The sequence below is a fragment of the Sorangium sp. So ce176 genome, from assembly GCF_051519835.1.
Classification (GTDB): domain Bacteria; phylum Myxococcota_A; class Polyangia; order Polyangiales; family Polyangiaceae; genus Sorangium; species Sorangium cellulosum_G.
Window position 1 is genome coordinate 2446582 of record NZ_CP150371.1, and the last position, 25503, is coordinate 2472084.

The window sequence follows — 25503 nt, forward strand, 5'->3', positions numbered from 1 at the left end:
CGAAGCCCACGAGGGCCGCGCGATTCATGATGGGAACCACCTTGTCAACAATCCTGGCCGCGTCCTGCGCCTCCAGCGCGCCGCGCGACCAGCCGCCGCCCGCGTCGCGGGCTCATGAGCTCCTGGCCTTCTCGCTGCATGAAGGCGACATTCGCAATCACTTCTTCCGTCGTGGCCATATCGCCGCTCATCTCCTGGTGACCTCGGGGGCGTCGCCGCGGCTGATCGTCGCGTTTCCGGCGGGGAACATGGGGATCGCTGTGTGGTTCGACGCGCCGCCGGCGCCTGTCGATCTCTCGGTCGAGGGGGGCCTCTCGGGCGTGGAGCGGCCCGACGGGATGCGCGGGGTCTCGGCGCTCCTCGTCAGCGCGGCGCCGGCGCTGCGCGTGCACCAGCTGGTGCTCGGGAGCGTCCGCACGATCCGCGACGTCGGCCGCGACGCCGAGCTCCCGGCCTGGCTGCGCAGCGACGTCGAGGCCGGCGCCGGTCCGGGCGGCGGGTCGATCGCCGCGCGGCGCACCACGGTGGACGGCGAGCACCACCTCGAGCTGCTCGTCGAGGCCGAGGACGGCACGACGGCCACGCTCGGGGCCGACGGGCAGATCGAGCTCGCGGCGGGGCCGCGGGGCCTGCGCGTCCGGGTGACGGCGCTCTCGGACGAGGCGCCGCTCACGCCGGTGCCCCTCGACGCGATCGTGAACGAGCGCGCCGCCGACGAGCCGCGCCACCGGCAGGCGCTCGCCTTTCTCACCTACCGCGAGAAGCTGCTGGCCGGGTCGTGGCGCTTCCTCACGTACTTCGGCCGGGACACGCTGCTCGCTGTCCGGATGCTCCTGCCCGTGCTGGAGCCGGACGTCGTCGAGGCGGGGATCGGCTCGGTCCTCGATCGCCTGAGCCCGGCGGGGGAGGTCGCGCACGAGGAGGCGATCGGCGAGTACGCGGCGCTCCTGCGCCTGGCCGCGGGCGGCGGCGGGCAGGCGGCCCAGGGCAGCGGCGGGGCGCTGCGCGAGCCCATCCACGATTACAAGATGATCGACGACGACTTCCTCCTCGCGCCTGTCGCCGCCGAGTACCTGCTCGGCGCGCCCGGACGGGAGCGCGCGGCGGCGTTCATGGCGCGCCGCACGCCGGGCGGCGAGACGTACGCGCAGGCGCTCGCGCGGAACGTGTCGCTCGTGCTCCGCCTCGCCGCGCCGTTCGCCGAGACGGGGGATCCGAGGGCGCTGATCGCGCTCAAGCCCGGCGAATCGGTGGGCGAGTGGCGCGACAGCGAGGAGGGGCTCGCGTTCGGCCGGATCCCGTACAACGTGAACGTCGCGCTCGTGCCCGCCGCCCTGCGCGCGTCGGCGCGGCTGCTCGCGAGCCCGCTGCTCGGCGCGGACGACGAGGGCGCCCGCCGGGCGGAGCGGCTCGCGCGCGCGTGGAAGGACGTCGGCGTGTTCTTCCGGGTGGAGCTGCCGGAGGCCGAGGCGCGGCGGCGCGTCGCGGCCTATGCGGCGTCGCTGGGCGTCGACCCGGCGCCGGCGCTCGCGTCGCTCGCGGGGACGCTCTCGTTTCCGGCGCTCGCGCTCGACGGGGAGGGCAAGCCCATCCCGGTCATGCACTCCGACGACAGCTTCGTCCTGCTCTTCACGGATCCGTCGCCGGGCGCCCTCGAGGAGATCGCCGGCCGCCTGATCCGCCCGTTCCCGGCCGGCCTGCGGACGCCGGTGGGCATCCTTGTCGCGAACCCGGCGTTCGCGCCGGACCCGGCGGTCCAGGGGCTGTTCACCGCCAGCCATTACCACGGCACGGTCACCTGGTCGTGGCAGCAGGCGATGCTCGCCGCCGGCATCGACAGGCAGCTCGCGCGCGGCGATCTGTCGTCGACCCGCGCGCGCGGAGCGCTCGAGCAGGCGCGGAGCGCGCTCTGGGAGGTGATCCACGCCTCGCGGGAGGCGAGCACGTGGGAGCTCTGGAGCTGGGCCGTCGAGGGCGGGCGCTACAAGCTGGTGCCGTTCGGCGCCGCGAGGTCGCACCACGACGAGTCGAACGCGGTGCAGCTCTGGAGCACGGTGTACCTCGCGGTGCGGCCGTGAGCGGCGCGCGGGCGCGATGAGCGGGCGCGCCGCGGGGCGCCCGCGCGGCGCCGGCGGGCGCCCGCTCAGATCAGCGTCGTCAGCGCGCCGCGCAGGAAGTCGCGCGCGACGACGACGTCGTGGACCTCGTCCGGGCCGTCGGCGATGCGCGCGGCCCGGGCGAAGCGGTACCAGAGCGAGAACGGCAGATCCTCGCTGTACCCGAGCGCGCCGTGCATCTGGATCGCGTCGTCGAGCACCTGGCAGAGGAGCCGCGCGACGTGGTTCTTCGCCATCGAGGAGTAGGGGCGCGCCTCCTTCTCCTTGCCTTGCTCGAGCATCGCCGCGCAGTGCAGCGTCATCAGGTTGCCGGCGTGGAGGCCGGACGCCGCGTCGGCGATCTTCTTCTGGATCATCTGGTGGTGCGCGAGCGCCTTGCCGAAGCTCTCCCGCGTGAGGACGTAGTCGCGGCACATCGCGAGCGCGCGGTCGGCCCAGCCGAGCCAGCGCATGCAGTGCGTGAGGCGCGCCGGCACGAGGCGCCGCTGTGCGAGGAGGAACCCCTCGCCGACGCCGCCGAGCACCGCGTCGTCGCCGACGCGCACGGCGTGGAAGCGGAGCTCGGCCTCGCGGTGCGCGAGCATCGGCGGGCTCATCACGGGGACGTCGCGCACGTGCTCGACGCCCTCGGCGTGGCGATCGACGACGAACATCGTCGCGCCGGTGCGCGGATCGTCGGACGTCCGCGCCATCACGATGAGGAACGCCGCGTCGCCGCCGCCGGTCGTGTACCACTTGTGGCCGTCGATCACCCACCCGCCGTCGACCCGTGCCGCCTTCGTGCGCAGGTTCGACGGATCGGCGCCGGCGCCGGGGGCGGGCTCGGTCATCGAGAAGCCGCTCGTGATCTCGGCCCGGGCGAGCGGCGCGAGGTACCTCGCGCGGATCGCGGGCGATCCCGCCTTGAGCAGCAGATCCATGTTGCCCTGGTCCGGCGCGTCGCAGTTGAAGCAGGCCGCGCCGAGCGGGGAGCGGCCCATCTCGCGGAAGAGCGCGCACATGCCCATGATCCCGAGCCCCAGCCCGCCGTGCTCCACGGGCAGGTGCGGCACGAAGAGCCCCTCGGCCCGCGCGCGCTCGCGGAGCGCCGTCAACGTGTCCTTCCGTCGCCCGCGGTCCTCGTCGAGGATCGACGCCTCGCTCGGGATCACGTGCGCGTCGACGAACGCGCGCACGCGGCCGCGGAGATCGGCCAGATCGGGGGGCAGATCGAAGGAGATCGTCACCGCGGCAGTATAGGAGGCCCGAGGGGGCGCGTGATAGCGTCGGACGCGCGATGGCCCTCACCCCGCCGACCAACGCACGCGCGCCCCGCGAGGCGCACCGGATCGACGAGGCCGCCCTCGGGCGCTGGCTCGCCGAGCACGTCGAGGGCTGCGCGGGCGCCGCGCTGACCGTCGCCCAGTTCAGGGGTGGTCAGTCGAACCCGACGTACTGGCTGGGCGTCGAGGGCGGGGCGGGCGGAGATCTCGAGCTCGTCCTCCGAAAGAAGCCGCCCGGCCAGCTCCTTCCGTCCGCGCACGCCGTCGAGCGCGAGTACCGGATCCTGCGCGCCCTCCGCGCCACGGAGGTGCCCGTTCCGGAGGCGCTCGCCCTCTGCGAGGACGGCTCGGTGGTCGGCACGCCGTTCTTCATCATGCGGTATGCCGCCGGACGGATCTTCTGGGATCCGACCTTGCCCGAGCTCGGGGCTCCCGAGGAGCGCCGCGCGATCTACGCGGAGTACATCCGTGTCCTCGCGGCGCTCCATCGCGTCGATCACGCCGCGGTGGGGCTCGCGAACTACGGCAAGGCCGGCGCCTTCGTCGCGCGGCAGGTCGAGCGCTGGTCGAAGCAGTACGAGGCCTCGCGCACGGGCGAGGTGCCGGCGATGGAGGCGCTCATGCGCTGGCTTTCCGCGAACGTCCCGGCGCGCGACGAGACGACGCTCGTCCACGGCGACTACCGGATCGACAACCTCGTCTTCTCGTCCGGTCCTCGGCCCGAGGCGATCGCGACGCTCGACTGGGAGCTCTCGACGCTCGGGCATCCGTCGAGCGATCTCGCGTACGCCTGCATGGGCTACCACCTCGACCTCCCCGGCCGCGGCGGCCTCGCCGGGGTCGACGTCGCGTCGCTCGGGATCCCGACCGAGGACGAGATGGTCGCCGCCTACTGCGAGCTCACCGGCCGCGACGGCATCGAGGCGTGGCCGTACTTCATGGCCTTCGGCATCTTCCGCCTCGCCGCGATCGCCCAGGGCGTCTACAGGCGCAGCCTGCAGGGCAACGCGAGCTCGGACGACGCGGGCGGGTACGGCGCGGCCGTGACGGTGCTCTCCGAGCTCGCCTGCGGGATCGCGGGGATCTCTCCGCGCTAGCGCCTCGTCAGGCCGCGAGGGCCTCGGGGTGGCGCCTTCGCCACCAGGCGAGGCGAAGGCGCGTCACGGCCGCGAAGAGGCGCATGGCCAGGCTGCCGGACGGGGGCAGCGGCTGCACCCGGGTGTTCTGGAACGACGCCACCCGCCAGCGCCCGTCCTCGCCCCGCACCACCACCAGCGTTTGCCGCGACAGCCGACCCGCGGGCGCCTGCTGCTGCCAGGGCCACAGCACAGCGCCGGTGCTGACGACCACGGCCGTGTCGGGGCCGAGGAAGCGCACGCGCTCGATCTCGCCGGCCAGGCGGGTGCCGGCGAGCACGCCGGCGAAGAGCTCCTCGTGCACCCTGCGGTTCTCCTCGCGGCCGCGCAGCCACGAGCCGTCGAACGTCACGTAGTCCGAGTCGGGCGTGTAGAGCGCGTCGACGGCGCTCGCGCCCTCGCGCGCCCACGCCTCGCACAGGGCCTCGAACATGCGACGAATGGCCGCCTCGTCGGTCGAACGATCCATGGTAACCCTCCTGCCAAGTAACTCTGTTAGTAAGTAAGATAATTACTGCGGCTTGTCAACCCGGCGGCGGCCCGGCTAGAGTGCGGGCGGGTCGAGGCGAGCGGCGATGGCCGGGAAACGGGCGAGCGCGAAGGAGGTGAGCGAGCTGGTCGACAGCCTGGGCGACCGGCTGGGCCGCGAGCTGAGCACCCAGTCGGTGCTCTTTCACCAGGCGATCGCCGAGCGCCTTGGGCTGAAGGGCACCGACCACAAGTACCTCGACGTCCTGCGGCGGGCGGCCGAGGCGGGGCCGGTCACGCCGGGCGACCTGGTGCAGCTCACGGGGCTGACCTCGGGGGGGGTGACGGGGGTGCTCGACAGGCTGGAGGCGGCGGGGTTCGTGCGCCGCGTGAAGCACCCGAGCGATCGGCGGCAGCTCGTGATCGAGCCCGTCACCGAGCGCTACGCCGAGATCGGCGCGGTCTTCGCGCCGTTCCGCGAGCGCTGGGCGGTGCTCTGCGCGCGCTACTCGCTCGCCGAGCTGCGGCTCATCTGCGACTTCTTCGAGCAGGCGACCGCGCTGATGGCCGAGGAGATCGCCCGCATGCAGGCCCCGCCCGGGCCCGGAGCCGCCCCGGCGGGCGCCGCGCCGCGCGCCGGCGCGGGCGCCGCGCGCGCCGCCAGGGCCGCGAAGGCGCGCCCGCGCCGGGCCCTCTGAAGCGCTCGCGGGGGGCAGGCGCGTGGGGATACGCCGCCGCGCGCCCGCCGCTAGCTGTCAGTCCTCTGCGCCACCGCCGACCCCGGCGCCGCCCGCGCCACCGTCGCCCGGGGCTCCACCGCCCGCACCGGCGCCCCCGGCTCCGCCTTCGCCCGGGTCTCCGCCGGCGCCGCCGACACCGACGCCGCCCGGGTCTCGGCCGCCGGCACCGGCGCCGCCCGCGCCGACTCCGACCCAGCCGCAGTCCTGGGGATAGCCGCACCAGCCGCCGCAATCGACAAGGGGGGGCATGCAGAGCTGCGGCTGCTCGCGGTTCATCTCCAGCTCCACCGGCAGGACCTCGAGGTGCTCGGTGATCCAGGCGTCCAGCAGCTCGTAGCGGTCCTCATCGCCCGGGCGGAGCATGCCCTCGTCCGACAGCTGCTCGTAGATCTCCTTCAGCACCCCATTCGGGTCCACCGCGCCGAAGTCCTCGATCACGCCCTCGCACGCCGCGATCGTGTCGGCCCAGCAGGCCGGGTCGCTCTGGCATCCGCGCGCCAGCGAGTTCGAGCCGGGCAGCGGGACCTGCGGATACCAGCTCTGCCCCAGGCTGATGTCGACCGAGTACGGCAGGTACTGGAACAGGCCGTCGGCCCGCTCGACCAGCACGACGTTGTTGCTGTTGTGGAGCGCGTCGTCTCCGGTGCCGAGCGCCCACGACAGGCACTGAAAGCGGTGGAAGGCGGGCCAGTCGATCCAGTCCGCGAGCGCCGCCTTGAAGCCCTCGCCGTGCGGCGTCGCGATGATCGCCTCCTCGAGCTCCTTGGCGCGGGTGTTGTCGCACTCCTTGAGCTGGCAATTCCCTGGATCGTCGAAGACGCTGACGCCCATCGGGACCACGTCGATCGGGCGCGGGATCCCGCCCCCCGGCATGTTGCCGGCGAAATCTCCGACGAACTCCCACATGTTGGCGCAGCCGCCGCCGAGCTTGCTCTCGCTGCGCTGGCAGAACGCCTTCTTGTAACGCTCGACAACGATGTAGGGAATGGACACCTCCGCGCCCCAGACGTTGCTCGATACCCAGGCGTAGCTGGCCAGGGGGGCCGGATAACCGAGGCGAGCATAGAGCTCGAGCGTGAGGCGCTCGCGGAAGATGCTGCCGACCTGGCCGTTGTTGAAGCGCACGTGCTCGAAGCCGCCGAGCCGCTGCTTCTCGACGAACTCGTCCGCGTCGATGTTGAGGTTGGGGATGGAGCGCTTCGTCCACGGCCGATGCGTCGACTGCCCGACGACCCCCACCTGGACCTTGCCGTAGTCGGCCGTCTTGCCCTCGGGGCCGGCCGTCGTCACCCACAGATGATCCACGTAGGTGGCGTCCTCCCCGGTCGGTGAGTAGATGTCTCCGAAGTCTCGTATGGGGATCCCGACGCCGCCGTTCCCTTCGTTCATCATCTCGAGCTGCTCTTCCGAGACAGCGAACCAGTAGCGGTTCCCGACGGTGCCGAAGACGTCGAGCGCGAGCTCGGCCACCTCGGTGTCCGCAACGGGCGCTCCCGGGTACGCCTCTCCGGGCGCGCCGCCGTCCCCGCCGGCGCCGCCGTCTCCGCCGGTCCCTCCGGGCTCGCCGGCGCCGCCGGCGCCGCCGTCCCCGATCGTGTAATAGTAGTTATAGTGGTTGTCCGGCGCGTCGGCGCAGCCCGCCAGGAAGGCGGTAGACGGGACGGCGAGGAGGGCGAGCAGGGAGACCGCTCGCGTGCGGGACGACCAGGGACGAACAGAACGAGGAGACGGTAGCTGATTGGACATGCGCGTGACCTTTCCGCGACACGCCCATTGCAATAAGCGTACCGTCCACGTCAAAAATGTAAACCGCCCTGGCGCCGATGCCCTGGAGCCCGATCCGCCGTGCAGGCCCGGTGAGGTCGTGAGGAGCTCACCCCTTTCCCCCCGGAGGGTGGACTCGCGGTCGGCGCCCGTCATGACACGGGGATCAGAGCCTGGCACAGGCTCCTGGATCCGCGTCGTCTGTGCCAGCGTGGAGGCGGCGTCACCCTCCGCCGAGCCGCGGAGCGCGTGTTTGCGGCGTCCGGCGTCGCCGGCGGGACGCGGGCGGACTACATGTCCTGGACCACCGCTGCCGCCTGCTTCAGCGCGCGGGCGTCGCGCAGCGGCGAGTTGCCGAACATGCGGGAATACTCGCGGCTGAACTGCGAGGCGCTCGCGTAGCCGACGCGGAACGCCGAGGCCTCTGCGCCCACGCCCTCTTCGACCATCAGGCGGCGCGCCTCGAGCAGGCGCAGGCGCTTCTGGTACTGGAGCGGGCTCATCGCGGTGGCCTCCTTGAACCGCTTGAAGAACGCCGCCCGGCTCATCCCCGCGGCGCGCGCGAGCGCGGCGATATCGACGTCCTCGTCGAGCGATGTCTGCAGGTGATAGACCGCCTCGGCGATGCGGTGCGCCTGGCTGCCCGCGCGCACGAGCTGGCGGATCGCCGGGCCGTCGGGGCCTTTCAGCAGGTGAAAGATCAGCTCCTTCCTCACGAGCGGCGCGAGCACTGTCGCGTCGTCGGGCGTCACGAGCAGCGCGCCCAGCCGGATCGCGGCGTCGAGCATGCGGTCGCTCGCCTTGCCGATGAAGATCGCGCGCCCCGGGTGATCGATGTCGTCCGGCCGCGCGCTGTCGAGCTGCGCCGCGACCTCGCGCAGCGCGGCCGCATCGAAGTCCATCTTCAGGCACAGAAGCGGCTGCGCCGGCGACACGCCCGCGACCCGGCTCGTCACCGGCAGGTCGATCGGGCTGACGATGTAGTGCGGCTCGCGCTCGCGATAGACCTGCCCCTCGAGCAGGATCTCCTTCGTGCCCTGTACGACGATGCAGAACGAAGCGCGCCAGTGCCGCTTCGCGCGTTGCTGAGGGCGAGATACTTTGATGCAAGAAATTCCGGGCACCGGCGAGGCGTGCACGCCGTCGCTGGGGCACCATCGTTCGATGATTTCCTTCAATTTGTCGCGCCCGGGGATCACGGCGGCAGCCTAGCCCCGCGTAGACGATCGGGCAAGAACTGGAGACGGCCGTGTATTTCGCGCGCGCCGCGCCGGTGCCATGGTGGATCGCGAACCAGGGAGTGGATCGCGAACCAAGGAGAGGTTTTCCATGCGTATCTTCCTCACGGGAGCCAGCGGCTTCATCGGCTCCGCCGTCGTCCCCGAGCTCGTCCGCGCCGGCCATCGCGTGCTCGGCCTCGCGCGCTCGGACGCGTCCGCCGAGAAGCTCGCCGCCGCCGGCGTCGACGTGCACCGCGGCTCGCTCACGGATCACGACAGCCTGCGCCGCGGCGCCGCCGCCTGCGACGGGGTGATCCACTGCGCGTTCTCCCACGACGACTTCAACGATTACGCCGGTAACTGCGAGAAGGACCGGGGCGCGATCGAGGCGATCGGCAGCGCGCTCGCGGGCTCCGGGCGCCCGCTCGTCATCACCTGCGGCAGCGCGCGCTTCACGCCGGGCCGCGTCCTCACCGAGGACGAGACGCCCGACGCGTCGACAGGTGGCCTGCGGGCCGCCTCCGAGCAGCTCGCCTTCTCGTTCGCGAGCCGCGGCGTGCGCGTGTCCGCGCTGCGGCTGCCGCCATCGGTCCACGGCGACGGCGACCACGGGTTCGTCCCCATGCTGATCGAGATCGCGCGCAGGACAGGGCGCTCCGGGTACATCGGTGACGGCGAGAACCGGTGGCCCGCTGTGCACCGGCTCGACGCCGCGCGGCTGTTCGTCCTCGCGCTCGAGAAGGCACCTGCCGGCGCGCGACTCCACGCGGTCGCCGACGAGGGCATCCCGACCCGCGACATCGCCGGCGTGATCGGTCGCAAGCTCGGCCTGCCGGTCGCGCCGGTCCCGAAGGAGCACTTCGGCTGGCTCGGCGCGTTCTTCGCGCTCGACACCCCCGCGTCGAGCGCGCTGACGCAGGCGCGGTTCGGCTGGAAGCCCGAGCAGGCGGGCCTGCTCGCCGACCTCGAGCACGGCACGTACTTCGCGCGCGCCTAGGCCAGAGCGCCGATCACGTTGGAGCCCCGACGAAAATCAAGGCTCCGTTCCGATCGCGCTGCCGCTCACGCCGCTGCAGCTACCGTTCGTCGCGGCGATCGCCCCGCCCGGCCCATGGCGAGGGCGCGCGCCGCGCGCCGATGTCACGGGTTGGGCGTCGCCCCCCACGGCGGCGCGCACGGAGCGCCCGCGGCGAGGGGCATGGAGATGCACGTCGTGAAGAACAAGCAGAGGAGTCTCCGGTTCTGGACAGGGTGCTCGCGCGCTGCCGCGCTCGGCGCGCTCACCCTTCTCGGTTTGCAGCCCGCCTGCGGCGACGGCGGGGACGCGAGCGGCGCAGGCGCTGCGAGCGGCACCAGCGTCGGCACGGCGGGTGGCGGCGGAGGCGGCTCGGGCGGTTCAGGCGGGTCGGCGGGACAGGGAGGTGGCGCGCCCGCCTCAGCGCCGAACCCCCTGGCGGCGCCGCTTGTCGACGCGCTGACGCGAGCGCTGTCCGACGGCGACGAAGCGACGCTGGCGGCGCACCTCGGGCCGAAGGCGTTCTACGTCGACGCGCGGGGGCGGAGCGACGCGGCCGACGCGCCCCGGGCGCTGCTCGACGGCGGGCCCTGGATCCTCGAATCCGGGGTCGACTCACACAACGACGTGTTCCGCGTGCAGGTGCGGCGAAACGACGAGGTGAGCGTGCTGTTCGGCGCCGTCGGGGAAGAGGGGTTGGCCTCCTGGCTCGCGCTCGCCGCGCCGCCGCCCTCCGATCCGGCGTCGACATCGCCGGTGGTCCGTGCGTACCAGCAGGCGTGGATGGCAGGGGAGGAGGGGCGCGCGGCGCTCATCGAGCAGTGCTGGGCGGACGGCGCGCGCTACGTCGATCCGACAGCCGACGTCACGGGGCGGCCCGGCCTCGACGGAACCATCGCGGCGTTCCAGTCGGCTTTACCGGATGCGACCCTCGTACCGGCCAGCGGGGCGCTCGAGGCGCACGGCCTCGTGCACTTTCTCTGGCGCATCGAGGGCGCTGGCATGCCCCCGCTCGACGGGATGGATGTGGGCTTCGTCGACGAAGCGGGCGCTCTGACGTTGATTGCAGGGTTCTTCGGCCCTCTCTCGCCGCCTTGAGCGCTGCGCGCCATGGCCACGAGATCCGAGCTCTGCTGCCCGTCGAGCCAGCGGGTTGTCCTCGTCAGCGAGGGCTGCACTGCACGACGCAGATGGCCGAGGCGCCCTTCGCGCGCGCGCTCGCCTCGCACGAGCGCTTCGCTTGCTGCGACGCCATGAAGCGGTCTTTCCCGCCGCCGTTGCCGAACACCATCTGGTAGTTGCAGGCGCCCGCGAAGCCGCAGACGCGCACGGACGCGCTCGCCGTGCACCACCAGGACGCCCCGCCCGTCGCGCTTCCGCTGCTCGATCCCTCGGCCGCGGCGCCGTCGCCCGGGGAGGTCCGCCGCCCGCCCGTCGCGGCGGCGGGCGCCTCGCGGGCCTCGTCGTCGCTGTCGGGCGCCAGGGCAGCGCCCGCAGCGCGGTCGCCGCTGGACGGGTCAGCGGCCGCCACCTCGTCGCCCTCCAGGTCGGGGCGAAGCGGGGTGTTCGTCTGCAGGGGAGGGGGCGCGGGTGAGGCGCCGTTCACCGTCTTCACGCCGGAAGGCTCGCTCTCCTCGGCCTCGACGGCGGCGTGCTCCGGCGTCGCGCTCGTCATCATGTAGGCCACGCCGCCGAGCACGACGAGGGCGCCAACGCCGAGCGCGAACATCCCGCCCACGACGGCGAGCACGATCACGAGCGGCGACACGCCCGGCTTCGGGCGCTGCGGAGGGGGCGGCGGCGGAGGGTAGTAGTGAGGCGGCGGCTGCTGAGGAGTGTGAGGCGGTGGCTGGGGACGGTACTGAGGATGCCCGGGACCGAACATCCCGCAGTCGTAGCGCAGTTGCGCCTTCCGCGCTGCGTGAGACAATCGCCCACGCTGTCGGTGAATGCGTGATCCCGCAGCGAGCGAGATCGCCGGCTCACCGGGATGCCGCCAGCGCGCGGCGCCGCGCGCGCAGGGGAACCAGGGGGTCGGCGGAAGGCCTCTGTCGTGTAGCCCGTCTCCGCCGACGGCCATCAACCCTTCATCCGGGCGCCCCTGCCGACGCGCGGTGGCGCTCCGCGCTTCTCCTGGAGAAGAACGCCGCCAGCGACGGCTGCTCCCCGTCGGCAGCAAGCCCCTCGCTCTCCCCCAGCGCGACGTCCGGCCGCACCCCCGTCGCCTGGATCGACTCTCCGCCCGGCAGGAGCACCATGGCCGCCCCTGCGAGCACAGCGCGCCCGTCGTCGGGATCGGCCGCGACCTTCAGCGCCGTCCCCTTGCCGTAGGTGCGCTCCCCGGCGACGATCGCCCGCCCGTGCCACTGCAGGCAGCCGGCGAACAGCTCGGCCGCCGACGCCGTGCCGCGGTCCACCAGGATCCACAGCGGCGCGCGGCACGGATCCCGGTGGCTCGACCGGTACACTGTCTCGTCGCCGTCCGCGTCGATCGCCCGCCCGAGGACGCTCCCCGGCTCCAGGAAATCGCCAGCGAGCTCCAGGAACGCCGTGAGCTCCCCGCCGGGGTTGTCGCGCAGATCCAGGACGAGCGTCTCCAGCCCTTCCGCCTCGAGCGCCCTCACCGCCGTGTGGACCCGGGCCGGCACGTCCAGCGAGAAATGGCGAATGCGCACGTACCCGACCCCCGGCCCGATCCTGGCGCTATCGACGACGGGCGACGCGCTCCCGCACGGGTGGAGCGACGCGACGAGCGCGTCGAGATCGGCCAGGAGCGGCGCGCCGGCGGGCCGGGCGACCGCCTCGCTCCCCCCGTTGTAGGTGATGAAGACGTTGGTCACGCTCGGCAGCACCTGGATGCCGATGAAGCAGTTGAAGTTGTTGCCGACCCTCGGGCAGAGGAGCGATGTCGAGGGGAAGAAGTTGATGAAGACCCGCACGTTGCCGAAGACGTACCGCCCTTGCCCCATGAACGTCGGGTGCAGCGTGCCCAGCTGATCGCCCGCCGTCATGATCGCGAACGCGGCCATGTGCAGCGCGGCCATCATCGAGAACCACACGTTGAACGAGAAAGGGAAATTCATCCCGTTCGGGTGCATGTTCGGGAAGGGGAACAGCCCGAACACAGGAGACAGGCACACGTCCGGAAAACCGGCGCTCAGGCCGGCACCCTTGTTGTTCGCAGGGAGCATCGCGCTGGCCTCCTAGCCCAAGAGGATCTGCTTGCCGTTCACCGTGACCGTCTCCTCGGTCAGGATCGTGGCGTTCTTCGCCTTTGTGAACGACGTCTTCTCCACGACCGTGTGCGACTCGCTCGCCTGCACGCTCAGGAGCGCGCTCACCCGCTGGTACACCGACGTGAACTTCTGGACCACGGCGTCGGCCACCATCCGGATCTTGCCCGCCTGCACGTCGAGCTCCGGCCCCCGGATCTCGACCCCCCGGTCTCCGGACAGCGAGAGCGCGCCCTCCCTGGCGTGCACCGCCACATCGCCCTGGAGCGACAGGACCGTCCGCCCCCGCCCGTGCAGCACGCCGATCGCGTAGTAGCTCTCCCCGCGGCCGATCACGAGCAGCGTGTCGCCGAGCGCAGGCTCGTACGGCAGCGCGAGCGCCATCGCGACGGCGACCGGCTGGCCGCCCGGCAGCTCCACGGCGACGGCGCCCGCTTCCAGCGCGGTGACGCGGGCCGGGCCCAGGTACTCCCCCGGCAGCGCCGCGACGTCGCCGGCCTGGCCCGCGCCGCCCGGCGCGGCGGCCCTCGCCAGGCCGATCTTGGGCACGTCCGCGCCGCGCGCTCGCCTGTCGAGATCCTCGCCGCCCGGCGCGTCCACCCGCGCGGCGGCCCCGCCGTCGCTCTCCTTCATGGCTCCCATCGACATGGCTCCTCCTCTACGAGCGCCGCTCGGGCGGCATCCAGGCCTCGGCTTCCAGCCGATCGACGTCCGTGCGCCTCGCCGTGGCGAGGTTGGCGTCGAGATACAGTGTCTTCTCGTCGCGGACGTGGTGCAGGTTCGCCCAGTGCAGGTCCGCGCCGCTGAAGTCGGCGCCCGAGATGTCCGCGTGCGACAGATCGGCGTAGTGCGCCTTCACGCCCACGAACAGCGCGCCGGCCGCGCGGATCTCGTGCATCACCGTCTCCCGGATGTCGGCCCCCGCGAGGTTCGCGCCGGTGAGATCGGCCTTCATGAAGAGCGCGTTGCGGAGCATCGCCTTCGTCAGCCCGGCGCCGGCGAGCACGGCCTCGCCGAAGAAGGCGGTCTTCGCCATCGCGCCCGACAGCGAGGCCTGCCGCAGGTTCGCGCGCCTGAAGTTCGAGTTCGTCAGGATGGCGCCGTCGAGCCGCGTCCGCTCCAGGTTGCACTCGGTGAAGTCGCAGTTCGACAGGTTGCACCCCGACAGGTCCATCCCCGAGAGGTCCCCGAGCGCGAAGAAGCACCGGGAGATGGTCAGTCCAGCGAGCGACGTGCGGGTCAGGTCCACGCCGGAGAAGTCCACGCAATCGAAGATCGCCTTGTCGAAGCGGATGCCCTCCACGCGCGCGGACCTGAGCGTCGCCTGCGAGACGAGCGCGCGCGTCAGGTCGGCGCCCGTCAGGTTCGCCCCCTCCAGCACGCAGCGCACGATCCTCGACCCGGACAGGTTCGCGCCGGAGAGATCGGCCTCGGTGAAGACAACCATCTCGAGGTCCTTGCCCGACAGATCCGCGCCCGGCAGCCGCGCCCTGTACATCATGCACGACCTGAGCGTCGCGCCCCGGAAGTCCGCGCCGGTGAGATCGCAGTTCGCGAGCGTCGTCTGGTCGAGCGTCGCGCCCCGGAAGCTCGCGCCCCGGAGGTTCGCGCCCTGGAGCGACGACAGCGTGAGGTTCGCGTTCTCGAAGCTCACCCCCGCGAAGTCCATCTCCTCCAGCGCCGCGCCCGCGAGGTCCGCCCCGGAGAGGTCGAGCCGGCCGAGCCGCGCGCCGTCGAACACCGTCTTCGTCAGCTTCTTCGGGAGCACGGCGTCCCGGAGATCGGCCTTCAGGAACACCACCGTGTCGAGCTCGGCGCCCGAGAGATCGGCCCGCCGGAAGTCCGCTTCGGCGAACGACGAGCCCTCGATCCGCGCCCCCGAGAGCGACGCGTCCACGAGGCTCGCCCGCGTGAACGAGCTCTGCGACACCATCGCGCCGTCGAGCGCCGCGCCCGACAGGTCGGCGAGGTCGAGCCGCGCGCTGGCGATGACCGCCCCGGAGAGCTCCGCGCCGGCCAGCCGCGACTCCGCGAGGTTCGCCCCCTTGATCTGCGCGCCGGTCAGGTTCGCGCCGGCGAGCCGGCCCCGCACAAGGTTGGCGCCCGTGAGGTTCGCGCCGGACAGGTTCGCGCCCGAGAGATCGCTCTCGACGACGACGGCCCCCTCCAGGTCGGCGCCCGACAGGTCCGCGCCGCCGAGCGCGCACCAGGCGAGCTCCGCGCCGCGGAGATCGGCGCCCGACAGATCCGCGCCGTCCAGCCGCAGGCGGCCGAGCTTCGCGCCGCGCAGCCGGGCCTTGCGGAGGCCGGCGCCCCGCAGGTCCATCTCGCCGATCGTCCTGCCGTCGAGCGGCTCCCCCGCCTCGACCAGCGCCTTCAGCTCGTCCGGGGTCATCGATCCCGCTCCAGGGTCGACTTCTTCAGGTTCGCCCCCCGGAAATCACAGCCGGATCCCGAGGTCTGGTAGAGTTTTGCATCGTAGAGGTTCGCGTCGACGAACTTCGCCTCCGGGACCCGCGCCCTGAGCAGATCCGCGTCGAAGAGGTTCGCCCGCGTGAAGTCGGCGCGCGTGAGGTCGGCCCTGTCGAACCGGGCGCCCCGCATGTTGGCCCCGAAGAAGCTCGCGCCCTCGGCCGTGGCCTCCGTGAAGTGGGCGCTCGTCAGCACGGCGAGGCTGAGATCCGCGCCGGTGAGGGTCGCGCCCAGCCACACGCTCCCTTCGCCCCGCGCGCGCGCGAACACCGCCTGGGTCAGGTCGGAGCCGGCGAAGCTCGTGCCGTCGAGGGTGGCGCCCGCGAACGTCGCCGAGGTCGCCCTCACCTTCGAGATGAAGCACCGCGTGAGCGAGGCCTGCGACAGGTCCGCGCGCTCGAGCACCGTGCCCTCCAGGAAGGCGACCGTCCACGCCGCCCCGCGCGCGACGGCCCCCGTCATGTCCGCCCTCGAGAAGACGAGCTGCGACCCCTTTGTGCCCGAGAGATCGGCCTCCATGAGCCGCGCGCCGTCGAACGAGGTGCTCTCCAGCGTGGCGCCGCGGAAGACGGCGCGCTCTGCCCAGGCGCTCTGCAGGGTGGCGAGGCTCAGGTCCGCGTCCGTGAAGTCGGCCTCCCTCACGTCGGCGTCGAAAAGCACCGCCTGCTTCAGGATCGCGCGCGTGAGCTTGGCCCCCCGGAGGTTGGCGCCCGTGAGGATGGCGCCGGTCAGGTCCGCGCCGGTCAGGTCGCGGCCGCTCAGGTCCTGCTCGCTCAGGTCCTGGTCGCGCAGGTCGCTCCCCGGCCCGATCTCCCCGGGCGGCCGCGGCGGGGCCGTGGAGAGGCCCATCGAGGCGAGCTTCGGATCCCCGGCGAGCTTGTCCCACGCCGCGAGCCCCGGGACCGGCGTCCCGCGCGCGATAGCGAGCGCCTTCGCCTCCTCCACGGCCCGCGCGACGCGCCGGAAGGCCGTCCGGAGCGCCGCGTCCGTCACCATGGGCGACGCGCCGGCGTGCAGCGGCGGCAGGGCCTGCGATGCCTTCGGCAGGTGGCGCAGCGCCTCGGCGATCACGCCGCCGAGGACCTTCCCCCCCGGCACCGCGACGCCCGCGAGCGCCGCCATCGCCCGGCGGATCCTTTCCTGCTGCGGCTTCGCGACGTCACCGAGCCGCGCCTTGAGCAGCGACGACAGCGGGTCGAGCCCCGCCGCGTCCGCCGGCGGCGCCGCGTCGTCGCCCTTCTGTTGCAGCGCCTGCAGCGCCCGCCATTCCTCCTTGAGCTCCGGCGTGAGCTGCTCCTCGATCTCGAGCGGATCGGCCTCGAAGCGCGCGAGGATCTCCCGGTAGTGCGCCTCGGGCAGCGCCGGCCCGTCGAGCGGCTCGGAGGCGACGAGCGTCGTGACGCGCGAGAGGTCGTCGTCGGTCACCTCCGTGAGGCCGCGCCACGTGAGGAACAGGGACCCCTTGTCCAGGTCAGCGAGCAGCGTGTCGAGGTGCATCGGCACCTCCCGGAACCCGCGCTCCGCGTCGTTCGCGAACACGCGGATCCGGAGGCCCGGCAGCTTCGACCGGAAGACCTCCGCGTCGGGGTGGAGGTTCTGGAACAGGAGATCCTCGTCGCCGCGCAGGTACGGGAGCCACTGGTCGGGCCGGGCCGCGTTGAAGAACGTCCAGTCGAAGTCGTCGGCGTAGTACGGCGCTCGCTTCTCGCGGTACGCCTTGCCGTAGTTCTTCCCGACCTTCGCGCGCCGATCGGGCCGGTTCGGCGACAGGGGCCCGAACCCCGCGGGCGCCGGCCGATCCGAGCGCGACAGCAGCAGATCGTCCGCGCCCTCGACGTTGGGGAGCTCGCGCGTCCCGTGGCCCCTGCCCACCGGGTTCAGCGGGTGCCCGGGCCCCCCGAAGCTGCGCCGATCGCCGAGGGGCATCCGGTCGAACGGCACCGCGTCGCTCATGGCGGGCCCGAGCAGGCCATCCATCCACACGCGGTCGCCGACAACGCGCAGGATCTTCGACCAGGACCCGACGCCGAACCGCACCGGGCACTCGGTCATGCGCGCCTTGCCCGGCGTGTGGCACGTGCCCAGCAGCATCACGTCGGCGTGCGGCTTGAAGTCCACGAGATCGCTCGGATACAGGCACTCGCCGGTCTGGTCGTGATCGTCGTCGTGGAACACGTCGCCGCGCAGCGTCTCCTGCGCGAGCACCGGGTGGCCCTCGGGCAGGGAGAGCGGCGCTCCGGGCGTGAGGAGGAACTTCGCCCGGACGATCAGCGTCATCTCCGGCTGGGGCGGCCTCCGCGAGGTGACCTTGCTGCCGAAGAGGAACGGGGTGAGGTTCTTGTTTGCCATCCGTGGGGTTCGCCGCGCGTGCGCGTCACATGAGGTGGACTGCCGCGATGTTCGTGCGGACGGGCACGACCTTGCTCCGGTCCAGGGTGATCTTCACCTTCTCCGGGCCCATCGAGAGCTTGGGCCCCACGCTGGCCTCGAGCGTCGCGGCGACGGTGACGGACGCCTCCAGGCCGACAGTGGCGCTGACCGTGCCGCCGACCGTGCAGGTCACCTCCCCGCCGAGCGTCGCCTCGATCATCGCCCCCACGACGACCTCGTTGACCATGCCGAGGTTGATCGTCGTCTCGATCCCGTCGACAACGGTCTTGCTGTCGCCCTTCGTGTACGAGTCCGCGTCCCCGTACATCTCGCTCTTGGTGTCGGCGTGCGTCTCGGAGATGATCCTTGTCGCCTTCGTCTTGCTCTTGATGATGTCGGCCTCGGTGGTGTCCTCGATGGTCCCGGCGACCTGGGTCGACGTCGTGATCGACCCCGCCTTCATGGCCGACTTCGACTCCGCCTTGACCGTCGTCTCGTCGGTCATCGACGTGGCGTTCGTTTTCGACACCATCGTGTCCGCCCAGGTCTCGTTGGAGATCGAGGGCACCGGCAGCTTCGCCGATCCGGTATAGGACGAGATGCTCTTGGCCCACGTCCTGTCGACGATCGTGGGGTTCTCGCCGAGGACGCCCGACTGGGGCAGCCCCCAGGGGTCCGTGATCTCGTCCAGGTTGCGCGGCGGGCTGTCGTGTCCGGTGCGGCTCTCCAGCTTGCTGCCGTGATGCACCTCGAAGGCATCGCCGTGGTAGGTGGTGTGCACCTCGCCCTTCACTGTCTTCTCGCGCAGGCGCTTCTCGCCGCGGGGGCCCTGGATGAAGTCGAATTCGCCCGACCCCTGGAAGGTGATGCTCTTCTCGTTGATCTGCCCGTCCTCCGCCTTCCAGCCGCTCTCGAACTCGCGGCGTCCGAGCACGGTCATCTTGTAGGTGCCCCCGATGACCTCGATCTTGTCGCCCCGCGTGGTCGTGACCCGGTTGCCGTCGGTGTGGTCGCGCCAGGAATAGTCGTCGCCCTCGGCCGCGCCGACGCGCAGGAAGGACGACATGCCTTCGCCGAAATCAGGCACATGGAGGATACCGTACTTGCCATCGCCGGCCATGGGAGCTCCGTATCCGGTGGCGCGTGGAGCGTGGTGCTCGCGCCCTCACACGAAGAGGGTGAACGCCGAGATGTTCCTGCTCGCGAGCGCGATCTCCGTCTTGCTCCCGTGGAGCTCGACGCCCGCCGGGCTGATCTCGTGCTTGGGGCCGACGGAGACCTCGATGCTCGCTGTCATGCTGAGATCCACCTTGGCTCCGATGGTCACGTCCACCGTGCCGCCGATCGTGCAGGTCACCTCGCCGCCCAGCGTCGCCTCGACCATCGCCCCGAGGACGACCTCGTTGACCATGCCGAGGTTGATCGTCGTCTCGATCCCGTCGACAACGGTCTTGCTGTCGCCCTTGGTGTACGAGTCCGCGTCCCCGTACATCTCGTCCTTTGTGTCGGCGCGGGTCTCGGAGATGATCTTGGTCGCCTTCGTCTTGCTCTTGATGATGTCGGCCTCGGTCGTGTCCTCCATGGTCCCGACGACCTTGGTGGAGGACGTGATCGAGTCGGCTTTCATCGTCGATTTCGACTCCGCCTTGACCGTCGTCTCGTCGGTCATCGAGGTGGCGTTCGTCTTCGTCACCATCACTTCCGCCCAGGTCTCGTCCGTGATCGACGGCACCGGCAGCTTCTCCGAGCCGGTATAGGACGAGATGCTCTTGGCCCACGTCCTGTCGACGATCGTGGGGTTCTCCGTCGGGATCGCCTGGGGCGAGGGCGGGTTCTTGTCGTCGATGAAGTCGTCGGTGACATTCAGCGTGGGGAACGTGTCCGTGCCTGTCTGGCTCTCCTTGATCTTTCCGTAGTAATAGTCGTAGACGTCGCCGTGGTAGAGGGTGTGCACCTCGCCCTTGATGGTCGTCTCGACCACCTTCCACGTCCCGCCGTAGTTCTGCACCCACTCGATGGTGGTGCCGCCGCCGAACGTCTCGCTGACCTCGGTGACGTGCCCTCCCGACACGTCCCAGCCCGCCTGGTGCTCCCCGCGGCCGAGGATGAGCAGGCGGTAGTTCCCCCCGATCACCTCGACCTTGTCGCCGGCGGTCGTCGAGATGCGGTTGCCGTCCGTGTGATCGCGCCAGCCGCCCTTCGTGTGCAGCTTCGCTGTCTCGGCCTTTCGCTCGCCCACGGGCACGAAATTCGGCGAGCCGTCCCGCTTGCGGTCGTCGTCGGTGAAGGTCTGAATCCGCTCGGCGAGGTCGTCACCCGGGTTCTCGCCGAGGGGCGCCGCGGCCCCGAGGCGCAGGTAGGACGGTTCCCCACCGTTGAGATCCGGTACTTCGAGGAGCGCGAACTTGCCTCCGGACACAGTGCCTCCGTATCGAGCGAGGACAACGACGCACGGCGTCGCCCCGCGGCTGTTGCCCTATCCTAGGTCACCGAGAGCTGGCCGTCCAAGCACAAAACCGCGCGTCTTGCTCGCCTCGCGGGCATGCGCGATCGCGGGAGCGCGCCTCACGAGGCCGCGGCGGGGATCTGGGCGGTCGACTCGGCCGCCTGGTGCGCGACGGCCCACACGAACTCCGGCAGGAGCGCGAGGGAGTGCGGGTCCTGCGTGACGCCGATCAGGCCGCTGATGAACTCCATGGGGTGCTCGCGGCGGCTCCTGTCGATGAAGCGGAGCTGGGCGCTCGTCAGCCCGGGCGGGATCTCGGAGAGGCCGGGCCCCTGCGGGTTTCCGAGCCCTCCGAGCGCGTCGCTCCGGGCCTCCGCGGCCAGGTAGCGCTCGTGCCACGCCTCGATATAGGGGTTCGGCGCGAAGTAGTCGTTGGGCCAGGCGCGCAGGTAGGGAAACAGCACGTGGATCCACCCGGTGAGCTCATCGGCCGAGTTCTCGTACCGGAAAAAGGCGCGCCAGAACTTCGGGTCGGCGCGCCCCTCCGCCGACGCGGCGATCTGGTCGAGCACGGGCAGGAGCGCGCGCGTCCAGCGATCTTGCCCGAAGGAGCCGAGGGTCGCCGCGCGCTGGCGCACCCAGCGCCAGTCGTCGGACGTGCCGAGCAGGTAGACGCGCGGGATGCCGCGCAGCGGGTACACCATGTCGCCCGGGAACGGCGGCTCCCAGTCGTGGTGCGGCGCGAGCGGCGTTGTGACCGTGAGCTCCGACGCGACCCGCTCGACCGGCCCCGTGGTGGAGAAATTGGCTGTCACGAGCTCCCGCAGCCCGCCGATACGCGCCGAAACCTGCCTGGAAAAATCCGGAAACAATGCGGGCCACGGGTTCACGCCGCCGAGGGTGAAGTCGGGCCGATCGACGACGAGCTCGAACTCGTGATCCTCGGGGAGGAAGCGGCGCCGCTGCTCCTCGCTCGCGGCGAGGTGGAGCGTGAAGCCGCGCGCCAGGCAGAACCAGATCACGTCGGGCGAGAGGACGAGGGGATAGCGCAGGGTGAAGGCGGTATAGGCGGCCTGGACGAGCGGGTGCAGGTCGGTGCGCCCCACGAGCGGCAGGCGGTGGCGGTAGGTGGCCTCGATCGGCGCGACAAGCAGGCCCTGTATCGCGGCCTCGCTCTGGAATTCCGGCAACGGCGCCGTCGCGGGCTCGACATCAGCAACGACGATCGTCGTAACGTTCATGACCCCTCGTCCTCCTGGCGCGGCCCGGCGCCCTCGTGACAGGGCGCCGCCCTTCGTACACGAGCGTGCCGCGCGCGACAACCTGCGGCGCCGGGCCGCCGATCCCGGTGGCGTTGCGTCGAACGAAGCGTCCAGGGGCGTCGCTCTTCGACGCCCTCGCCGAGGCGGATGTGGCGCGATGGCCGCGCGGCTGCGGAGGGATCCGCGCGCCGGTCGTCTCCTCGGGGCCATGGTCCCGTGGTAGCGTGACTTTTCGAGAACAGAGGACGCCCGCGCGCCGCGCCGCGGCGGTGTTGCGCGGCGCTGGTGGATGATGCACGACTACGATGACGCCAGCTCGCGGCCGCAGCGGGTCGCCCCGGAGGAGGAGCGCAGCAGATGACTTCACGCCAGCCGAGTTCGTACGTGGCGAGCGCGCCGGCCAACCCGAAAGCGGCCCTGCGGATCGACTATCTCAAGAAGGTGTATGGGCTCTTCACGGCGAGCCTGGTCCTTTCCTCCATCGGCGCGATGTGCGCGCTCTACATCGGGGCGCCGGACGTGGAGGAGGGGGGCGCGATGCCGCCGCTGGTCGAGCTCTTCGCCGCGCACCCGATCCTCTCGATGGGGATCGTGTTCGGCGTGATGTTCGGCGCCCGCGCGGTGCGCCGCGTCCCCGGCGTCAACGTCGTCGCGCTCTTCGGGATGGCGGCCCTCCTCGGCGTCACCACGGCGCCGGCGCTCTACATGGCCCAGGTCGCCGCGGGCCTCGGCGGCACCCTGTCGTCGGCGCCGGTGCGGGACACCTTCATCCTGACGGTCCTCACGTTCGGCAGCCTCACGCTGGGCGTCCTGCTCACGAAGGAGGACCTGTCGTTCCTGGCCAGCGGGCTGGTGATGGGCGCCATGGTCGTCCTCGGCGCCATGCTGCTCAACGTCCTTCTCGGCAGCTCGCTCCTCGGACTGGCGATCGCCAGCGTCTCCGTGCTCGTGTTCGGCGGGTACGTCCTGTACAACACGTCGCGCCTCCTCCACTCGAACGAGGAGGACCCGGTGGGCGGCGCGCTCGACCTCTACCTCAACTTCATCAACCTCTTCTCGTCGATCCTGCAGATCCTCTCGGGCCGCCACTTCTGACGCGCGCGCGCTCGTGCACCCGGATCGCCCCCGGGCTCCTCTCGCGCCCGGGGCGGACGCTGGTGGACAGCTTGACGCCCCTTTTCCGGTGGGTAAGAACGGGCCGACCATGAGTCGCCCGCTCCGCGTCGCTGCGCTTGCCCTCTCCCTGTCGCCGCTCGTCACCGCTTCTTTCACCGTCTCTTGCAGCAAGCCCGCCGAGGGGACGCCCGCGGCTGCGGCGCCGCCCGTCGAGCTCGCCGCGCCGGCGAACGTCAAGCGGGTGGATATCGCCGTCAACGACAGCGGCTTCTCCCCGTCGACGATCGAGCTGAAGAAGGGAGAGCCGGTCGTGCTCCGCTTCACGCGGACGACGAAGAGCGAGTGTCTGAAGGCGATCGCGATTCCCGATCTGAAGATCGAGAAGGACCTGCCGCTGAACACGCAGGTCGAGGTGGCCGTCACCCCGGAGAAGGAGGGGAAGATGGTGCTTCAGTGCTGGATGGCGATGATCAAGGCGACCATCAACGTGGTCGGCTCGTGACGAGGGCGCGCCCTCGTCCGGGGCGCGCCGCTGTCAGAGGATGAGCCAGAGCTCGGCGTCGTAGCGCTTGGCGCCGGCCGCCGCGTCCCGCGTCCCGCGGCGCGTGCCCGAGGCGGGCACCTCCGCGCTGACCGGCTCGCCGGGCGGCCGCGTGGACGGCGCGCCGGCGTGGGGAACGTCGATGCCCGAGGCGGCGCAGCGGGCCACGGCGAAGCGAAGCATCTCGCGCACGTCGCTCGCGGTCAGCATGCCGCGCGTGCGGTGGCGCGCGATCGCGGCCGCGCGGTCGACGCACGCGACGCAGGGCGCCGCCTCGGACCTGAACCGGAAGAGCAGCGTCCCCTCGGGCCACCCGAGCGCCGTCGCCTCGACGCTCACCACGACGAACTCGCCGTCACGGACCACCTGCGTCGCGGCCGCGCTCGCGCTGTCCTCGCCGCCGCCCGCCGCCCCGCCCCGCAGCAGAAACCAGTAACGATCCATGAGGCGCTCGACGTCGCGCGGCTCACCGTGAGCGATGATGTCTGTCATCCATGACCTCCGACGTCTCAATGTGAGACCTTGTCCCGGGTCCGGCGACGCCAGGGAGAGTCAGGAAATGTCCCTTCAGACGGACAATGTCCGGGCGGCCTCTGCCGCGGCGCGGCGCTGTCTCGAGGCGGTCCGGGGGAGGCGCGCGACAGCCGTGGAAGTGTGAGGTGGATCACGAACGGAGCGGTAAGTTTCGCTTCCCTTTGGGGGCTCCGTGAGTAAGCTCTGCGCCCCCAACGCGCCCGGCGGAAAACCGCCCCGGTTCTTCGCTCCGAACCGGCTCTCAGCGAGGCGCGCCGAGGGGATCGTCCGCGCGGCGCGCCGCGCGGGGCCACGGTTCGAGCCACCCCAGACGGAGCGAGAAGGCAGTCGCATCATGAATCAGCATCCCGGCATCATCGGCAAGAAGATCGGCATGACGCAGATCTTCAGCGAGACGGGCGAGGTCCTGCGTTGCACGGTCGTGCAGGCGGGCTGCGTCGTCATCGGCAAGCGCACCCTCGAGAAGGACGGCTACAGCGCCCTCATCCTCGGCCTCGGCGAGCGCGCCGAGCGGCACACCAACAAGCCGCTCGCCGGCGCGTTCAAGAAGTCGGGGCAGACGCCGAAGCGCATCGTGCGCGAGCTGCGCTGCAGCCCCGAGCACGCGGCGAAGTACGAGCTCGGGCAGACGCTCAAGGTCGACGAGATCTTCGAGGTCGGCCAGCGCGTTGACGCGCAGGGCCGCTCGCGCGGCCGCGGCTTCAGCGGCGTCATCCGCCGGTGGAGCTTCGCCGGCGCGGTGAGCTCGCACGGCACCCACGAGTACTTCCGCCACGGCGGCTCGATCGGTACGAACATGACCCCCGGCCGCACGCTGCCCGGCCTGAAGATGCCCGGCCACTACGGCGACGAGACGGTGAGCGCGCTCAACCTCAAGATCGCGAAGCTCCTCCCCGAGGACAACCTGATCCTCATCGAGGGCCCGGTCCCCGGCCCGAAGAACCAGGTCGTCACGATCCGCGGCGCCGTGAAGAAGCGCGGCGGCAAGGGGCTCCCCACGCCGGTGCAGCCGACCAAGAAGAAGGGCGGCTGATCCGGGCCGCTCGGCGGAGAGCGCGCGCGCGCCTGTGAGGGCGAACGAGCGCGCGCCTCCCGCCGGCGGAGCCTTTCGGTGATCTCGTGCCGCAGAAGCCCAGGAACCCCTACAAGCGCCCGGACGCCTTCACGAAGGCGGCGAAGGCGCAGGGCTATCCGGCGCGCAGCGTCTTCAAGCTCGAGGAGATCGATCGCCGGGTGCGGCTGCTCCGCCCTGGCCAGCGCGTGCTCGATCTGGGCGCCGCGCCCGGCTCGTGGTCGATGTACGCCGCGCAGCGGATCGGCGCGTCGGGCAAGCTGCTCGCTGTCGATCTCTCGCCGATCTCGGCGGCGTTCGGCCCGCAGGCGACGGTGGTGCAGGGCGACGCGCTCTCGCTGACGAACGAGGCGCTCGCGCAGTTCGCCCCGTACGACGTCGTGCTGTCGGACATGGCGCCCGCGACGAGCGGCAGCAAGATCGCCGACCAGGCGCGGAGCTACGAGCTGTTCATGCGCGCCGTGGCCGTTGCCGAGGCGCTGCTCGCGCCGGGCGGCGCGTTCGTCGGCAAGATCTTCATGAGCGAGGACTTCGTGAAGGCCCGCGACGCGCTGCGGAACCTGTGTGAGGAGGTCCGGAGCATCCGGCCCGAGGGAACGCGCGCGAACAGCGTGGAGCTGTTCCTGGTGGGGCTGCGAAGGAAGGCGCCGGCGAAGGCGGGGTAGGGGAGCGGCTCCCTGGAGGCAGGATGATCCGAGCCGGCCAGGACGCGACGAAGAGAGAAGAACAAGAGAG

The 25503-nt window shown here is 71.6% G+C and carries 22 protein-coding genes; 9 read left to right on the forward strand and 13 right to left on the reverse strand.

Annotated features, from left to right (window positions below; all coding sequences use genetic code 11):
- Positions 1-41 precede the first annotated feature (41 nt).
- Entirely contained in the window at positions 42-2078 is a 2037-nt protein-coding gene (locus WMF42_RS09460; RefSeq protein ID WP_437691589.1) for a hypothetical protein, read from the forward strand.
- Positions 2079-2143: 65 nt separating this feature from the next.
- Here WMF42_RS09460 and WMF42_RS09465 read toward each other — a convergent pair whose 3' ends face one another.
- Positions 2144-3343 carry an acyl-CoA dehydrogenase family protein gene (locus tag WMF42_RS09465; RefSeq protein ID WP_061611978.1) on the reverse strand — a complete coding sequence of 400 codons (1200 nt, stop codon included), beginning with the start codon at positions 3341-3343 and terminating at the stop codon, positions 2144-2146.
- 50 nt (positions 3344-3393) lie between these two features.
- Between WMF42_RS09465 and WMF42_RS09470 the strand changes: the two genes are divergently transcribed.
- Positions 3394-4476: a phosphotransferase gene (locus WMF42_RS09470; protein WP_437691591.1), complete on the forward strand. Its 1083-nt coding sequence runs from the start codon at positions 3394-3396 to the stop codon at positions 4474-4476.
- 7 nt (positions 4477-4483) lie between these two features.
- Here WMF42_RS09470 and WMF42_RS09475 read toward each other — a convergent pair whose 3' ends face one another.
- Complete coding sequence (locus WMF42_RS09475) at positions 4484-4984, reverse strand: SgcJ/EcaC family oxidoreductase (RefSeq protein WP_063815949.1); 501 nt, start codon at positions 4982-4984, stop codon at positions 4484-4486.
- 106 nt (positions 4985-5090) lie between these two features.
- On the opposite strand from WMF42_RS09475, the gene WMF42_RS09480 reads away from it, so the two are divergent.
- Entirely contained in the window at positions 5091-5681 is a 591-nt protein-coding gene (locus tag WMF42_RS09480) for a MarR family winged helix-turn-helix transcriptional regulator (protein WP_437691593.1), read from the forward strand.
- Between the two features lie 57 nt (positions 5682-5738).
- Here the strand turns inward: WMF42_RS09480 and WMF42_RS09485 are convergent, their stop codons facing one another.
- Both WMF42_RS09485 and WMF42_RS09490 read right to left on the reverse strand, forming a co-directional pair.
- A complete protein-coding gene (locus WMF42_RS09485) occupies positions 5739-7469 on the reverse strand; it encodes a CotH kinase family protein (RefSeq protein WP_437691595.1) in 1731 nt (576 codons plus the stop codon).
- A 308-nt stretch (positions 7470-7777) separates the two neighbouring features.
- Entirely contained in the window at positions 7778-8686 is a 909-nt protein-coding gene (locus WMF42_RS09490) for an AraC family transcriptional regulator (RefSeq protein ID WP_437691597.1), read from the reverse strand.
- 130 nt (positions 8687-8816) lie between these two features.
- On the opposite strand from WMF42_RS09490, the gene WMF42_RS09495 reads away from it, so the two are divergent.
- On the forward strand, positions 8817-9704 hold the full coding sequence (locus WMF42_RS09495; protein WP_437691599.1) for an SDR family oxidoreductase: 888 nt from the start codon (positions 8817-8819) through the stop codon (positions 9702-9704).
- A gap of 216 nt (positions 9705-9920) precedes the next feature.
- Complete coding sequence (locus WMF42_RS09500) at positions 9921-10820, forward strand: nuclear transport factor 2 family protein (RefSeq protein WP_437691601.1); 900 nt, start codon at positions 9921-9923, stop codon at positions 10818-10820.
- Between the two features lie 64 nt (positions 10821-10884).
- On the opposite strand, the gene WMF42_RS09505 is transcribed toward WMF42_RS09500, so the two are convergent.
- The 8 genes from WMF42_RS09505 to WMF42_RS09540 all read right to left on the reverse strand — a co-directional run bounded on the left by WMF42_RS09505 (position 10885) and on the right by WMF42_RS09540 (position 21484).
- Positions 10885-11490, reverse strand: a complete 606-nt coding sequence (locus tag WMF42_RS09505; protein ID WP_061607493.1) for a hypothetical protein — start codon at positions 11488-11490, stop codon at positions 10885-10887.
- Between the two features lie 319 nt (positions 11491-11809).
- Positions 11810-12913 carry a S41 family peptidase gene (locus tag WMF42_RS09510; protein WP_437691603.1) on the reverse strand — a complete coding sequence of 368 codons (1104 nt, stop codon included), beginning with the start codon at positions 12911-12913 and terminating at the stop codon, positions 11810-11812.
- A gap of 12 nt (positions 12914-12925) precedes the next feature.
- Positions 12926-13603 carry a DUF3540 domain-containing protein gene (locus WMF42_RS09515; protein ID WP_434046517.1) on the reverse strand — a complete coding sequence of 226 codons (678 nt, stop codon included), beginning with the start codon at positions 13601-13603 and terminating at the stop codon, positions 12926-12928.
- Between the two features lie 10 nt (positions 13604-13613).
- Positions 13614-15350, reverse strand: a complete 1737-nt coding sequence (locus WMF42_RS09520) for a pentapeptide repeat-containing protein (RefSeq protein WP_061607496.1) — start codon at positions 15348-15350, stop codon at positions 13614-13616.
- Complete coding sequence (locus WMF42_RS09525; RefSeq protein WP_437691606.1) at positions 15347-17776, reverse strand: DUF2169 domain-containing protein; 2430 nt, start codon at positions 17774-17776, stop codon at positions 15347-15349. Before WMF42_RS09525 ends, WMF42_RS09520 begins: the two co-directional genes overlap by 4 nt.
- 25 nt (positions 17777-17801) lie before the next feature.
- Entirely contained in the window at positions 17802-18917 is a 1116-nt protein-coding gene (locus tag WMF42_RS09530; protein ID WP_061607498.1) for a hypothetical protein, read from the reverse strand.
- Positions 18918-18962: 45 nt separating this feature from the next.
- Positions 18963-20216, reverse strand: coding sequence for a hypothetical protein (locus tag WMF42_RS09535; protein ID WP_437691607.1), 1254 nt, complete (start codon positions 20214-20216; stop codon positions 18963-18965).
- A 146-nt stretch (positions 20217-20362) separates the two neighbouring features.
- Positions 20363-21484: a DUF4419 domain-containing protein gene (locus WMF42_RS09540; RefSeq protein ID WP_437691609.1), complete on the reverse strand. Its 1122-nt coding sequence runs from the start codon at positions 21482-21484 to the stop codon at positions 20363-20365.
- Positions 21485-21862: 378 nt separating this feature from the next.
- Between WMF42_RS09540 and WMF42_RS09545 the strand changes: the two genes are divergently transcribed.
- Positions 21863-22600, forward strand: coding sequence for a Bax inhibitor-1/YccA family protein (locus tag WMF42_RS09545; protein ID WP_061607501.1), 738 nt, complete (start codon positions 21863-21865; stop codon positions 22598-22600).
- Between the two features lie 109 nt (positions 22601-22709).
- A complete protein-coding gene (locus WMF42_RS09550; RefSeq protein ID WP_061607502.1) occupies positions 22710-23123 on the forward strand; it encodes a cupredoxin domain-containing protein in 414 nt (137 codons plus the stop codon).
- 33 nt (positions 23124-23156) lie between these two features.
- Here WMF42_RS09550 and WMF42_RS09555 read toward each other — a convergent pair whose 3' ends face one another.
- Positions 23157-23654: a hypothetical protein gene (locus tag WMF42_RS09555; protein WP_061607503.1), complete on the reverse strand. Its 498-nt coding sequence runs from the start codon at positions 23652-23654 to the stop codon at positions 23157-23159.
- 376 nt (positions 23655-24030) lie between these two features.
- Between WMF42_RS09555 and rplC the strand changes: the two genes are divergently transcribed.
- Positions 24031-24729, forward strand: a complete 699-nt coding sequence (gene rplC / locus WMF42_RS09560; protein WP_437691612.1) for a 50S ribosomal protein L3 — start codon at positions 24031-24033, stop codon at positions 24727-24729.
- A gap of 86 nt (positions 24730-24815) precedes the next feature.
- Complete coding sequence (locus WMF42_RS09565) at positions 24816-25433, forward strand: SAM-dependent methyltransferase (RefSeq protein WP_061607505.1); 618 nt, start codon at positions 24816-24818, stop codon at positions 25431-25433.
- Positions 25434-25503 lie beyond the last annotated feature (70 nt).

Excerpts from the sequence above, each read along its gene's own strand:
- WMF42_RS09470 (WP_437691591.1), top strand. The coding sequence starts at position 3,394 with ATGGCCCTCACCCCGCCGACCAACGCACGCGCGCCCCGCGAGGCGCAC.
- WMF42_RS09475 (WP_063815949.1), bottom strand. The coding sequence starts at position 4,984 with ATGGATCGTTCGACCGACGAGGCGGCCATTCGTCGCATGTTCGAGGCC.
- WMF42_RS09480 (WP_437691593.1), top strand. The coding sequence starts at position 5,091 with ATGGCCGGGAAACGGGCGAGCGCGAAGGAGGTGAGCGAGCTGGTCGAC.
- WMF42_RS09485 (WP_437691595.1), bottom strand. The coding sequence starts at position 7,469 with ATGTCCAATCAGCTACCGTCTCCTCGTTCTGTTCGTCCCTGGTCGTCC.
- WMF42_RS09495 (WP_437691599.1), top strand. The coding sequence starts at position 8,817 with ATGCGTATCTTCCTCACGGGAGCCAGCGGCTTCATCGGCTCCGCCGTC.
- WMF42_RS09510 (WP_437691603.1), bottom strand. The coding sequence starts at position 12,913 with ATGCTCCCTGCGAACAACAAGGGTGCCGGCCTGAGCGCCGGTTTTCCG.
- WMF42_RS09515 (WP_434046517.1), bottom strand. The coding sequence starts at position 13,603 with ATGTCGATGGGAGCCATGAAGGAGAGCGACGGCGGGGCCGCCGCGCGG.
- WMF42_RS09520 (WP_061607496.1), bottom strand. The coding sequence starts at position 15,350 with ATGACCCCGGACGAGCTGAAGGCGCTGGTCGAGGCGGGGGAGCCGCTC.
- WMF42_RS09525 (WP_437691606.1), bottom strand. The coding sequence starts at position 17,776 with ATGGCAAACAAGAACCTCACCCCGTTCCTCTTCGGCAGCAAGGTCACC.
- WMF42_RS09530 (WP_061607498.1), bottom strand. The coding sequence starts at position 18,917 with ATGGCCGGCGATGGCAAGTACGGTATCCTCCATGTGCCTGATTTCGGC.
- WMF42_RS09540 (WP_437691609.1), bottom strand. The coding sequence starts at position 21,484 with ATGAACGTTACGACGATCGTCGTTGCTGATGTCGAGCCCGCGACGGCG.
- WMF42_RS09545 (WP_061607501.1), top strand. The coding sequence starts at position 21,863 with ATGACTTCACGCCAGCCGAGTTCGTACGTGGCGAGCGCGCCGGCCAAC.
- WMF42_RS09550 (WP_061607502.1), top strand. The coding sequence starts at position 22,710 with ATGAGTCGCCCGCTCCGCGTCGCTGCGCTTGCCCTCTCCCTGTCGCCG.
- WMF42_RS09555 (WP_061607503.1), bottom strand. The coding sequence starts at position 23,654 with ATGACAGACATCATCGCTCACGGTGAGCCGCGCGACGTCGAGCGCCTC.
- rplC (WP_437691612.1), top strand. The coding sequence starts at position 24,031 with ATGAATCAGCATCCCGGCATCATCGGCAAGAAGATCGGCATGACGCAG.